Below are 12,075 nucleotides of genomic sequence, written 5' to 3' on the forward strand. Positions count from 1 at the left end.
TCTGGCGGCGCCTAGTCGGGCAGCAGCTGCTCCGTCCAGATGGTCTTCCCTGAAGCCGTGTACCGGCTCCCCCACCGGTGCGTCAGCTGGGCGATCAGGAACAGTCCACGTCCGCCCTCGTCGGTCGGCCTCGCCCGTCGCAGATGAGGCTGGGTCTCGCTCGGGTCCGAGACCTCGCAGACCAGCCGCTGGTCCCTGATGAGCCGTACCCTCACCGGCCCGCCTGCGTAGCGGATGGCGTTGGCGAGCAGCTCGCTGACGATCAGTTCGGTGGTGAAGACGAGATCGTCCAGTCCCCACTCCACCAGCCGCTCCGTCACCAGGGTCCGTGCGTCGGAGACGATCCGTACGTCGGCGGGGAGCTCCCAGGCGGCGACCGACCCTTCCGGTGAGGCCGACACACGCGCCAGCAGCAGCGCCGCGTCGTCGTCGGGCGGCTGCGCGAGGAAGGGGGCCAGCATCTCCCGCCCGATGCCCGACACCGCTGCCGTACCGCCCGCTGCCGTACCGCGCCGGCTCCGCAGATACTCGAGGACGTGGCCGGCGCCGGAACCGGGGGCGTGTGACAGCGATCCCGCAGTGAACGCCAGCAGGTCCCGGGGCCCCAGCTCCACGTCGAGGGGTTCGAACGGCGCGCCCTCCAGGCCGAGCGCCGGCCCGGGTGGCAGCTCCACCCGGGCCACCTCCTCCCCCGAGGCGCGGGCCAGCACGGGCGCGGCATGTCCCGCGCTGGCCATCGACGCCCGCGCGGTGACCGGGTCGTAGACGGCATAGAGACAGGTCGCGCCGCGGACCGTGCCGTCGAAGTCGCTGCTCTGCTGCTCGTCGTCGGCGAGCCGCACGACGAGATCGTCCAGGTGCGTGAGCAGTTCGTCGGGCGGCGGGTCCAGGTCGGCGAGGGTGCGTACGGCGGTGCGCAGACTGCCCATGACGGCCGCGGCGTTGAGGCCGTGGCCCCGTACGTTCCCGACGACGAACGCGACCCGGGTCGAGGAGAGCGTGATGACGTCGAACCAGCTGCTGCCCGTGCCGGCGAGGGACCTGCCGGGCACGTAGATGCCTGCGGTCTCCGCCGCCGTCACCTTGAGCACCGGACGGGGCAGCAGGCTGCGCTGGAGGCTCTCCGCCGTGCGGCGTTCGCGGGTGTAGCGCCGGGCGTTGTCGATGGCGAGCGCGGCGCGGGAGCAGATGTCCTCCCCGACGGCCGCGTCACGCGCGTCGAACGGCGGCTGGTCCGGGTAACGCCACAGCGACACCGCGCCGAGGACATGGCCACGGGCCTGCAGCGGCACGACCATGTAGGAGACGGCGCCCGGCGCCAGCACCAGCCGGCGGCGCTCGGGGTCCTTGGCGATCCTCGGCCGCAGCTCGTCGATGTCGGGCACGATGACGGCCGAACCACCGCGCAGACGATCGCTCTCGTACGCCTTGACGCGGATGACGGACCCCAGCGGATACAGCTCGTCCGGCCACCCGCCGCCTTTGACGACGGCAGAGATCCGGCGCAGCGGCGCCCCGGTCACGAACTCACCGGGCTCCTCACCGACGAGCACGGCCTCCGTGATGTCCACGCAGGCCAGGTCGGCGAAGGCCGGGACGAGCAGATCGGCCAGCACCTGCGTATTGCGTCCGACCTCCAGGGAGCGGCCCAGCGCGGACGCCGCCGTGCCGACGAGCGACGAGCGCCGCCGGGCCCGTTCCTGCTCGGTCACGTCCGTGAAGGTCACGGCGACACCGCGGACGACGCCGTCCCGGCCGGCCATGCGCAGGGCGGACAGGGAGACGGTCCGTTCGCGGTCCGGGTCCTCGGCGAGCCGGGCCGTCGTGACGAAGTCGATCAGCGGTTCGCCTGTGGTCACGACGTGGCGCAGCTGTGCCTCGAGCGACACCGCGTCCTCCGGCACCAGCACCTCGTCGAGCCGCCGGCCCGCGGGGTCGGCGGACGGCCGAGGGTCGCTCGGCAGCGCGTTGCCTCTGATCAGCCGCAGTTCGCTGTCGTGGACGGCGAGCCCGACGCCGGTCTGCGAGAAGAGAGCCCTGAGCAGCGCGTCGTTCTCGTCCCGCCGGTCCGCCACGGCAGCCGGCACGAGCCGCAGCAGGAACCGCGCCGCCGGCAGACCCTCCACGGGCAGCAGGTCGAGCTGGACCCATCGGCGGCCGTCGGCGCACTGTAAGGCCGTACGCATCGAGCGCGGGCGGTGGGCCGGGGTGTGGTTCCGCAGCTCGGTCCAGGCGCCCGGGACCGCCAGAAGCTCCTCCACGGTGCGGCCCTGCAGTTCCGCCGCCGGCCGTCCGGTGAGCTCCACGGCGCCGTCGGTGCAGGCGAGCACCGCACCGTCGTGGTCGATCACGAGCACGGCCGAATCCTCCGGCCGCTCCGTTCCCGTGCTCACGATGTGGCCGTTCCCGTGCTCACGATGTGGCCGCTGGTGCTCACGCGTCGATCACTCCCAGGTCGCGACTCCGAGCTCCGTGTCCGGACCGCGGACGCGGCAGGCGTGTGGACCCCGCGCCTCCATTGAACTCCTCACCGTGCGGCGCCGCCCGTCGGCACAGCCGGCGGCATCAGGTGAGGCATGTGCCGCCCCGGGTCCTCCGCGGTTGCCGCCATGGCCGTCTTCGAGGGTTCACCGACCCCCGTCCCGCTGCCGTCCACGACGCCTGGTACCCGGCGCTACCGACACCCCGTTCCACCGCGAGCTCGGCAGGAGCTTCCGGGCTCGGCTATGGCCGACGTCGGGTGCGGAACCGGGTCCTCGCGTGCGAGCCGGCCGGGCTCGGTCACCGGGTCACGTGGGGTGACCCAGCGGTGTCGGAGCGCGGGCCTGCCGCCCGGGAGGCGCCGGAGCCGGGCTTCGTGGCGTCCCGTGACTGACGGGCCGAAAATCGAACGTGACAGCGATCAGGGGCCACTCTAGGATCATGAGCACGGCATCGCGTGTCGGTCACCGACCGGGTGAGGCATGGAGGTGCCCGTGAGTTTGCCTTACGGAGGCATTCCACAGTGTCAGTAGAGTTGAACCACACCATCGTCCTGGCCAGGGACAACCGGAAGTCCGCCGAATTCCTCGCCCACATTCTGGGGCTCGAACTCGGCCAGGAGTGGGGCCCGTTCATCCCCCTCACCCTCAGCAACAACGTCACGCTGGACTTCGCCACCGTCGATCACGACGTCCCGCTGCAGCACTACGCGTTCCTGATCTCCGAGGACGAGTTCGACCAGGTCTTCGGGCGCATCCAGGCCGCGGGTATCACGTATTACGCCGACCCGCACGGCAAGCGGCCCGGCGAGATCAACCACAACGACGGCGGCCGCGGCATGTACTTCAACGACCCGGCCGGCCATGGCATGGAAGTCATCACCCGGCCGTACGGCAGCGGCAGCTGACCTCACCGCTCCCGCGCGCCCGGGTCCGCCGGCCTCCCGCCGCGGTCCCGGCGCGCGAGGGCACGCCGCGTACGGACCAGCAGCCGGGCCGGGGTCAGCACCCGCAGCGCGGCGCGCGCCGCGTTGGCACCCGGCGCCCCGTGCACCCCGCCTCCGGGGTGTGCCCCGGCCGACGCGAGATAGAGCCCCTCGACGGGGGTCTCGGGGCGCCCGGTGCCCGGCATCGGCCGGAAGAGCAGCTGCTGATGGAACGCTGTCGTACCGCCGTTGACTGCTCCGCCGCTCAGATTGGCGTCGAGGGCTTCGAGCGTCGGCGGGGCAAGGATGCGGCGGGCCATGATCCGCGTCCGGAATCCGGGAGCGTACCGCTCCACTTCCTGCTCCATCCGGTCGGCGACGGCCTCCTGCTCGCGCCGGTCCCACCGGCCGGTCAGCCCGTCGTCGCCCGCGTCACCCTTGATCCGGTGGGGAACGTGGGTATAGGCCCAGGCCGATTCGGTGCCCGCGGGTGAGCGGGTGGCGTCCGCAGTGGTCATCTGGCCGAAGAGCATGAACGGCCGGTCGGGGACCTGTCCCATCGCCAACTGGGCGGCGAACCGGGTGAGCCCGTCGACGCCGTCGGCCAGGTGCACGGTGCCGGCGGTGGACGCCTCACCCGCGGTCCACGGAACAGCTCCGTCCAGGGCCCAGTCGACCTTGCAGGTGGCGAAGTCCCACTGGAACCGGTGCAGATCGCGCAGGAGCCGGGACGGCAGATGCCGCTCGTCCACCAACTCCCCGTACAGGGCCGGGACCGACACGTCGGCCAGCACGGCCCGGCGGGCGGGCACCGACTCACCCGCCGCCGTCCGTACGGCCACCGCACGGCCCGCGCGCACGACGACTTCGACGGCCCGTTCACCGCATCGCAGCGCACCGCGGCGGTGTTCGAGCCGGCGCACCAGTGCCTCGGTCAGCATCCCGGCACCGCCGACGGGCACGGGAAATCCGTCGCTCTGGCCGAGCATGGACAGCAGCCAGCCGTAGCCACCGCTGCCGGCGGCCTCGGGCGCGAGGTCGGCATGCAGCGCGTTGCCCGCGAGGAGCAGCCGGCCCGCCTCCGCCTCGAACTCCTCCTCCCCCAGCCGCCGTACTGGAAGCAGCAGGGTCCGCGCGAGGCGCAGCCCGTCCCCGGCGCCCAGCCGGGCGGCCAGCCGCAGGGAGGGGAGCACCGGCGGGAAGGGGGTGAACAGCAGGTCCAGGATGTCCGGACGCAGCCGGTCCCACACGTCGTAGAGGTCCTGCCAGGCGGCGCCGTCACCGGGCGCGAAGGAGTCCAGGCCGGCGGCGGTGGCGTCGGCGCGGCGTTCGAGGACGGCGCACCGGCCGTCGGTGAGCGGATGGGCCACCACGCGGGGCGCATGGCTCCAGCGCAGCCCCTCCCGATACAGCTCGAGGCCGGCGAGCACCGGGGAGGCTGCCGCCAGCGGGTAGAAGGAGCTGCACACATCGCTGACGAAGTCGGGGTGGACGCCCCGGTCGCTGCGCACGGCGCCGCCGGGTTCCGGCTGTTCCTCCAGGACTTCGACGCTCCAGCCCGCGTCCGCCAGGAGGTTGGCGGCGACGAGACCGTTAGGTCCTGCTCCGATCACCACTGCGTCCGGCATCACCGGCTCCTGAACTCTCGACGACATCGGCCAGACGATCGAGCATCCTGCGGTGGCGCACGACGAGGAACGCGTCGAACACGGTGTTGTGGAGGGTTCCTCCGGTGCCGGTCAGCGGATGCTCGTCGACGATGACCAGGGTGTCCTCGCCCCAGGGCCGGACATCGATGGCGATCCTTGCGGTGCCCAACTTGCCACTCTCTGCTTCGAGTTCCAGCGCGCGCGGCTGCTCGCACCGGCGCACTACGGTCCGGCCGTTCAGGGTCCAGGGACCGATCCGCACGGTGTACTGCAGGGCGGAGCCGACCTCCGGCCAGTGGCCGTGTGCGGGCCGACTGTCCGAGGTGCCGACGACCCAGTCGCTGTACCGGTCCCGGTCACGCAGGACCGACCACACGGCGTCGGGCGGCCTTCTGATCAGCTGATGATGCACGGCCATGGGTCCTCCAGCGCGTGGAAGGGGCGCTCGTCCACACGCGAGTGCCCGGTCCGCGGAGATCTATCACGCGGGGAAGGCGGCTGCTGACCTGGGCCTGGCTGCTCCGTCCGGGAATCCGTCGAGCGGAGCAGCCCCGGCCGTTCCCGGATGGCGCAATGTCACTTCATGCCCATTAGATGTAACGACATGTGCGCGCTCAGGCGGCGCACGACGAACGACACGGTGTACGCCCACCCGGATGTTCCGCGAACGGAGCCCGCGCCATGACCACCGACCCCAGCGCCCCCTCCCCGTCCGACCGCCAGGACGACCGATCGCGGCCGCCCGGCAGGAGCCCTGACGCGGGGTTCGCCGCTTCGACCTGTCCCACCCACGCCGTTCCGCCCATTCCGCCGCTTCCCCCGCATCCGCCCGTCTTCCCGGCGTTCGGAGTGGTCTCCGCCGCCCCGGCGGGTCCCGCCGGCCTCGACCCCGTCCACCCCGCGCCCGGGGCGCCCTGCCCGGACTCGGAGCCGTTCCCCGTCCACGAGACGGGAACGGGCACGGGCGTCGGTATGAGCGGACCGAAGACGACGGGGCCGGACCCCGCACAAAGGCCGTCCCCCGTCCGTACCCCGGCCGAGAGGCCGCGGACGCCGCAGCCCGGCGGCGGGAGCGAGGCGCATTCCGGTTGCCCGGACGGGGGCCGGACACCCGCGCCCGGGCCGTTCGACGCGCCCGTGTCCGTGCGCGACCACGGCGCCCCTGGGCCGGCGCCGGAGGTCGCCGGGGAACCGACGCCCGTACGCGACGCCATCGAGGACCCGCGTCCGCTCCGCAAGGAGTCGCCGACACGGATGCCGACGCCCCTGCCGGACCGCGGCAGGGCGGCCCTCCCCGGCGACACCGACGCTGCCCTTCCCCTCGACCCGGCCGAGGACGCGGCGCCGCACGACAGCGAGCAGCCCATACACACGCTGCTGTGGACGGCCGCCACCGAACGCCCGGTGGAGGAGGTCGCGGCCCTGGTGAGCCGGCTCACGCGCACCGGCGAGGTCGACAGCCCCGGTGACCTGGCCCTTCGGGCGGCGGCGGTCTCCCGCCCGCTCGAGGAGGTGCGGCAGCTGGTCGCCCTTCTCAACGACCCGCACCCGCTGCACGAGGCCGACACGACGCTGCGGTCCGCCGCCGTGGGCAGGCCGATCGAGGACGTCGTGCCACTCATGAAGATGATCGGAACCGACGCCGGCGAACGGCGTCCGGCGGCGCAGGAGGCCGCCCTGGACGCGCCCCCGACCGGCGCCTTCGCCGCGCTGGACAACGAGGCGGGCGCGGTCGCCGCCGCCGAGCCGTCGCAGAAGTCGCCGTGGCCCGTCGCGGCACTGAACGGCGCCCTGGCCGACGGCCCTGACAGCCACGTCGTCTCCCCGGCCCTGCGTTCAGGGCTGCGCCGGCCCACCGCACTGGTTCTCTTCGCGTGCGGTGTCATCCACTTGCCGGCCGACGTCGCCGGTCTGCGGTCCGGCGGCTACGCCGAGACGCTCTCGGTGGCGGTCACGGCGCTCTGCCTGGTCGTCGCCGTCTGGCTCGCCCTACGGGACACCCCACCGGTCTGGGCGGCCGCCTCCGGACTCGCGGTCGGCGTCATCGCCCTGCACGCGCTGGCGGGCATGGGCACATTGAACCTGATGCAGAGCAGCCTGGGCGCTTCCGTCGGCTGGGCGAGAGCGGCTGCCGTGCTGTGCGCCGGGGCGACCGCGCTCCTCGCCGGCTCCGCCCTGCGGCGACGCCCGGAGCCGGCCGCGGGCGCCACGCACAACACCTGACTCCACGCGACACGCCGTGTACGTGCAGCAGGACGGCCGCCCTCGGGCCTTCCGCCACGGCCTCCGTCTCCGGTGCGGAAGGCGCGCCAAGAACGTCAGCTCTTGGGACCGCGCCGGTCGGGACCAGTCCTCTCCTCCTGCACCGGCTCGCTCTCCTCTTCCCGTTCCCCCTCCGCCTGCGACGGAGTCGTACGGGCGAAGTTGGGGCCGATCTCGTCCTCCGGTCGCTCGCCCTCGGCCTGCGAGGGCGTCTGCTCGCTCATGGGACCACTCCTCACCGTCGGAGCCGGATGCCGCGTCCTGGTGCCGGATGCCGTGACACCGGAAATCCGTCCGCCGGGCGGCACAGATCGGCGGGTTCCCCGACCTGCGGAAGCCAATCATGAGCGGCGGCCCGGGAAGCACGGCCGTGCGCGCGGGTGCGACCCGTGCGGGGCCGGTCGATGATGGCACCGGTCACAGACCCGAGCACCACCGGAGAAAGGGCGGCGGCCGACCATGTATCCCCACCCCGACTTCCCCGAACCGGCGCCCGGGCGGGCCGCCGCGGTGTGGCCCGCCGTGGAGGCGGCCCGCACCGCGCTGGCCGGCGAGGGAGTGCACTTGATGCCGGCGGCCGACGTGCTGGCCTGGACCGGCGCCGACGCGGCCGCCTGGGCGCGCTTCGCGGCCCACTGGGAGGACCTGTCGCAGGACGCCTACGCGGCCCGGCGCGGTACCCACAGACTGCGCCGCTACGGCCACTTCTCCCTCGCGCCCGCGACCGGGGTCCTGAGACTGCTGCCGCACACGGTGTTCGTCCAGCCCGACAACACCAATCCGCTGTACGAGACGGTGGACCGTCATTTCGAGCCGCTGACCGATGCCTTCGTCACCGATCCGGTCCTGCTCTCCGTCCTCGCGCTGCTCGGCCGGGTGGCCGACGCGTTGGACGCCGCCGAGTGGTGGAGCGTCAAGGTGCATCCCTTCCGGGTCCTCACCACGGCGGACGGCGGCGGGGAGCCCACGCCGGAGGGCAGGCACCGGGACGGCGTCACACTGGTCTCCTCGCTGCTCGTCGGCCGCGACAACGCCAGGGGCGGTGAGAGCACGGTGTACAGCCCCGAGGGGGCAGAGGTGCTGTCGGTGACGCTCGAAGAACCGGCGAGCCTGCTGCTGTCCGACGACCGGGGCACCTTGCACGGTGTGTCGCCCATCAGGCCGGTCCACGACGACGCCCCGGCCCGCCGCGACGTCCTGGTGACCACCCTCACGCCGGGCTGACGCCGCCCCTGCCGGCCGTCACGGCGAGGAGATCGTCGACGACGTCGGTCAGGCGTGACCGGCGTGCCCACGAGGTCCGCTGCCGCTGCGCACCGCAGCCGTACCGGGTCAGCCGCCGCAGAAATGCGTCCACCCGCTGGAGGTCGCCGTACAGCTCCAGTTGCGGCCGTACGTGGTCGAGCAGGCGCTGCGCCTGCGTGCCGAACGGCAGGATCCGTCCGGTGAGCGCGTCCGGGCCGCTGCCCGGCCAGCCGTCGCGCGCCGCACGCCAGTAGGCGGCGCGCAGCAGCTCGCCACAGGTGCGCGGCCCGGCGTCGCCGTCCCGTACCCGCTCGACCGCGCAGACGACCAGTGCTCTGACGAGGGCGGTCAGCGCGGCGGTGTCCGCGGCGTCCGCCGGGACGTCCATGACCCGGATCTCCAGCGTCGGCACCCGTGGATTGGGCCGCACGTCCCAGAAGGGGAGACTCGCGTCCAGCAGCGCCTCCGACTCCTGAAGTGCCGTCGTCAGCCGTTCGTAGTGGGCGAGCGAGGCGACGTACGGCGGGGCGCTCAGCGCGGGGAAGCGGCCGCGGATGACGATCCGCCAGCTCGCGTAGCCCGTGTCACGGCCCTCGAAGAACGGCGAGTTGGCGCTCATGGCCACCAGCAGGGGCAGCCAGGGGCGCAGATGGTTCGCGGCCAGCACGGCTACCTCCCGTTCCGGCACATGCACATGGACATGCGCGGAGCAGATGGTGAAGTCGTCGAGCATGGTCCCGAACTGGCGGACCCCGGCCCGGTAACGAGGGTGGTCGCCCAGGACGCGGGCTCCTGCGCCGCCGAGGACGGGCGTGCCCGTGGCGCACGGGCCGAGCGAGTCCGCGCCGCAGGCGTCGCCCGCCGCCGTCCGTAGGGCGGTCAGCTGCCGCAGCAGTTCGCCGGTGTCGTCGCACGGCGGGGTCCGCACCTCGAGCTGGCCTTCGTGGAACTCGCCGGAGACCAGGTCCCCGACGGTTCGGCGAGCGCGTGCCACGACACGGCTGCCCGCGGGTTCGACGGTCCGGCTGTCGGTCCTGACGAGGAAGAACTCCTCCTCCGCTCCGATCGTGGTGGTGGTCATGTCCCCAGAATCCCCCGGGCGCCGCCGGCGTGCGAGCAGGGGAAGCGCAGGTTCCGGCAGGAGCGCGCCGGATGCACCGGTCCGGTGCCCCTCGCAAGGAGAGACATGGGTCACCGGTGGGTGGCCGCCGTCGGAGACGGCCAGGCGTTGCGTGGGCCGGCCCCGTCGCGCGGCGCGCGAAGAGGCGGCGTCACCTCTCGTCGTCGGCGCTGTCGTTCGTGGCACCCGGACGGTCCGCGCGGTGGCGGGTGCCGGGGAGGAAGTCCTGCACCTTCGCCTTGAAGCCCTGCTTGATCATCGAGCCGCGGTCGCTGTCGCCACGCAGGATCGCCGCCGCCGCGGACTCGATCTGGTCGAGCGAGGCGTGCGGGGGGATCGGCGGGACGGCCGGGTCGGTGCGGAAGTCGATGACGAAGGGCCGGTCGGCGGCGAGCGCCTGCTCCCAGGCGCTTTCGACATGCTTGGGCTTCTCGACCCGGACGCCCCGCAGGCCGATACGTTCGGCGATCTCGGCATACGGCACGTCGGGGATGTGCTGCGACTCCTCGAACTGCGGTGCGCCGGACATGGCGCGCATCTCCCAGGTGACCTGGTTGAGGTCGCCGTTGTTGAGCACGGCCACGATCAGCCGCGGGTCGGACCACTCGCTCCGGTACTTCGCGGCCGTGACCAGCTCCATCATGCCGTTCATCTGCATGGCGCCGTCGCCGACGAGGGCGATCGCGGGCCGGTCGGGGTGGGCGAACTTGGCGCCGATGGCATACGGGACACCGGGGCCCATGGTGGCGAGCGTCCCCGACAGGGAGCCGCGCATCCGGCCCCGCAGCCGCAGGTGCCGGGCGTACCAGTTCGCGGCGGAACCGGAGTCCGCGGTGACGACGGCGTCGTCCGGCAGCAGCCCGTCGAGCGCGTGGACCACGTACTCGGGGTTGATCGGGTCGGCGTCGACGGCCGCCCTGCGCTGCATGACCTCCCACCAGCGGTCGACGCTCTGCTCGATCTCGTCGCGCCAGGTACGGCTCTCCTTGCGGTGCAGGCGAGGAAGGAGCCGCCTCAGGGTTTCGCGGGCGTCGCCGACGAGATTCACCTCGAACGGGTAGCGCAGGCCGATCATGTGCGGGTCGATGTCGATCTGCACGGCCCTGGCCTGGTCGAACTCGGGCATGAACTGGGTGTACGGGAAGCTGGAGCCGATCACCAGCAGGGTGTCGCAGCCCTGCATCAGTTCGTACGAGGGGCGGGTGCCGAGCAATCCGATCGAGCCGGTCACATACGGCAGGTCGTCGGGGAGGACGTCCTTGCCGAGCAGGGCCTTGGCGACCCCGGCGCCGAGGACGTCGGCGAGCCGTTCGACCTCGGCCCGGGCGCCGCGCGCGCCCTGGCCCAGGAGGACGGCCACTTTCTCGCCCGCGTTGAGGACTTCGGCGGCACGTTCGAGGTCCTCGTCGACGGGCACGGGTGCGTACCGTCCGATGCCCATGCTGGAGGGGACCATCTTGAAGGCGTGCTTCGGCGGACTGTAATCCAGTTCCTGCACGTCGGCAGGGACGATGACGGCCGTCACGGTGCGCCGGGCGTAGGCGGTGCGCATCGCACGGTCGATGAGGTTGGGCAGCTGCTCGGGGACCATCGCGGTTTCGCAGAAGTCGGAGGCGACGTCCTTGTAGAGGGTGTGCAGGTCCACCTCCTGCTGGTACGAGCCGCCCATGGCACTGCGGTTGGTCTGCCCGACGATCGCGACCACCGGGACGTGGTCGAGTTTCGCGTCGTAGAGCCCGTTGAGCAGGTGGATGGCGCCCGGGCCGGAAGTGGCTGCGCAGACGCCGACCTTGCCGGAGAACTTCGCGTATCCGACGGCCTGGAGGGCCGACATCTCCTCGTGGCGGGACTGGACGAACTTCGGTCGGTTACCGGCCCGCCCCCAGGCCGCGAGCAGCCCGTTGATGCCGTCCCCCGCGTAGGAGAAGACATGGGTCACGTCCCACTCGCGCAACCGCCGGAGGATGTGGTCGGACACTTTCGTACTGGCCATCGGTGTTCCGCTCCTGACTGTGCCGTGTTGCGCCGCTGTACCGGCCTGTCCTGGGTAACCGTGGGGCGCCGGCGGAAACCTCGCCGTCTCACCCGATCGGCCCGGCGCCCGGTGTGCCGGTGCCTCCAGAACGGGCCGCAGGATGGCGGCCGATCCGTTCGCCACGGCGAAGGCACTGGCGGCGAACCCGCTGGGCGCTCCACCGAAGGGGGCGCCCCGTGCGGCCGTACGGCGTCGCACCCGTCCCGCGGGCCGTTCTCGCCCGCGCGGGGGAGGACGGGATCAGCCTGCGGGCCGACGTCCCGCACCGTGGCGTCGGGCAGACTTTTCGGTGCGGATCACTGGTACCGACAGGGATCCGGGCCCGGCCGGGCGGGACTGACCCGGCGCCCGTGCCCAC

Annotated in this window: 9 protein-coding genes; 3 read left to right on the forward strand and 6 right to left on the reverse strand. The window is 72.7% G+C overall.

Features of this window, described 5'->3' with window-relative positions:
- Nucleotides 1-11 precede the first annotated feature (11 nt).
- Complete coding sequence (locus IE198_RS13175; RefSeq protein ID WP_189886000.1) at nt 12-2,393, reverse strand: ATP-binding SpoIIE family protein phosphatase; 2,382 nt, start codon at nt 2,391-2,393, stop codon at nt 12-14.
- Nucleotides 2,394-3,004: 611 nt separating this feature from the next.
- Here IE198_RS13175 and IE198_RS13180 point away from each other — a divergent pair.
- Entirely contained in the window at nt 3,005-3,388 is a 384-nt protein-coding gene (locus IE198_RS13180; protein WP_189886002.1) for a VOC family protein, read from the forward strand.
- A gap of 2 nt (nt 3,389-3,390) precedes the next feature.
- Here IE198_RS13180 and IE198_RS13185 read toward each other — a convergent pair whose 3' ends face one another.
- Both IE198_RS13185 and IE198_RS13190 read right to left on the reverse strand, forming a co-directional pair.
- Entirely contained in the window at nt 3,391-5,034 is a 1,644-nt protein-coding gene (locus tag IE198_RS13185) for a phytoene desaturase family protein (RefSeq protein ID WP_189886004.1), read from the reverse strand.
- Nucleotides 5,000-5,473 carry an SRPBCC family protein gene (locus IE198_RS13190; RefSeq protein WP_189886005.1) on the reverse strand — a complete coding sequence of 158 codons (474 nt, stop codon included), beginning with the start codon at nt 5,471-5,473 and terminating at the stop codon, nt 5,000-5,002. The genes IE198_RS13185 and IE198_RS13190 overlap by 35 nt, the downstream gene beginning before the upstream one ends.
- Nucleotides 5,474-5,736: 263 nt before the next feature.
- On the opposite strand from IE198_RS13190, the gene IE198_RS35145 reads away from it, so the two are divergent.
- Entirely contained in the window at nt 5,737-7,278 is a 1,542-nt protein-coding gene (locus tag IE198_RS35145; RefSeq protein ID WP_229833889.1) for a hypothetical protein, read from the forward strand.
- 95 nt (nt 7,279-7,373) lie between these two features.
- On the opposite strand, the gene IE198_RS13200 is transcribed toward IE198_RS35145, so the two are convergent.
- Nucleotides 7,374-7,541: a hypothetical protein gene (locus tag IE198_RS13200; protein ID WP_189886007.1), complete on the reverse strand. Its 168-nt coding sequence runs from the start codon at nt 7,539-7,541 to the stop codon at nt 7,374-7,376.
- Nucleotides 7,542-7,776: 235 nt separating this feature from the next.
- On the opposite strand from IE198_RS13200, the gene IE198_RS13205 reads away from it, so the two are divergent.
- Nucleotides 7,777-8,541 carry a 2OG-Fe dioxygenase family protein gene (locus tag IE198_RS13205; protein WP_189886009.1) on the forward strand — a complete coding sequence of 255 codons (765 nt, stop codon included), beginning with the start codon at nt 7,777-7,779 and terminating at the stop codon, nt 8,539-8,541.
- On the opposite strand, the gene IE198_RS13210 is transcribed toward IE198_RS13205, so the two are convergent.
- Together IE198_RS13210 and IE198_RS13215 are read right to left on the reverse strand one after the other, a co-directional pair.
- Entirely contained in the window at nt 8,528-9,643 is a 1,116-nt protein-coding gene (locus tag IE198_RS13210) for a carboxylate-amine ligase (RefSeq protein WP_189886011.1), read from the reverse strand. The two genes, IE198_RS13205 and IE198_RS13210, sit on opposite strands and share 14 nt — an antisense overlap.
- Nucleotides 9,644-9,833: 190 nt before the next feature.
- Nucleotides 9,834-11,675: a thiamine pyrophosphate-requiring protein gene (locus IE198_RS13215; RefSeq protein ID WP_189886013.1), complete on the reverse strand. Its 1,842-nt coding sequence runs from the start codon at nt 11,673-11,675 to the stop codon at nt 9,834-9,836.
- Between the last annotated feature and the right edge of the window lie 400 nt (nt 11,676-12,075).

This window comes from Streptomyces xantholiticus (assembly GCF_014651015.1).
Classification (GTDB): Bacteria; Actinomycetota; Actinomycetes; order Streptomycetales; family Streptomycetaceae; genus Streptomyces; species Streptomyces xantholiticus.

Coding starts and splice junctions, on each gene's coding strand:
- IE198_RS13185 (WP_189886004.1), bottom strand. CDS start 5,034: ATGCCGGACGCAGTGGTGATCGGAGCAGGACCTAACGGTCTCGTCGCC.
- IE198_RS13190 (WP_189886005.1), bottom strand. CDS start 5,473: ATGGCCGTGCATCATCAGCTGATCAGAAGGCCGCCCGACGCCGTGTGG.
- IE198_RS35145 (WP_229833889.1), top strand. CDS start 5,737: ATGACCACCGACCCCAGCGCCCCCTCCCCGTCCGACCGCCAGGACGAC.
- IE198_RS13200 (WP_189886007.1), bottom strand. CDS start 7,541: ATGAGCGAGCAGACGCCCTCGCAGGCCGAGGGCGAGCGACCGGAGGAC.
- IE198_RS13205 (WP_189886009.1), top strand. CDS start 7,777: ATGTATCCCCACCCCGACTTCCCCGAACCGGCGCCCGGGCGGGCCGCC.
- IE198_RS13210 (WP_189886011.1), bottom strand. CDS start 9,643: ATGACCACCACCACGATCGGAGCGGAGGAGGAGTTCTTCCTCGTCAGG.
- IE198_RS13215 (WP_189886013.1), bottom strand. CDS start 11,675: ATGGCCAGTACGAAAGTGTCCGACCACATCCTCCGGCGGTTGCGCGAG.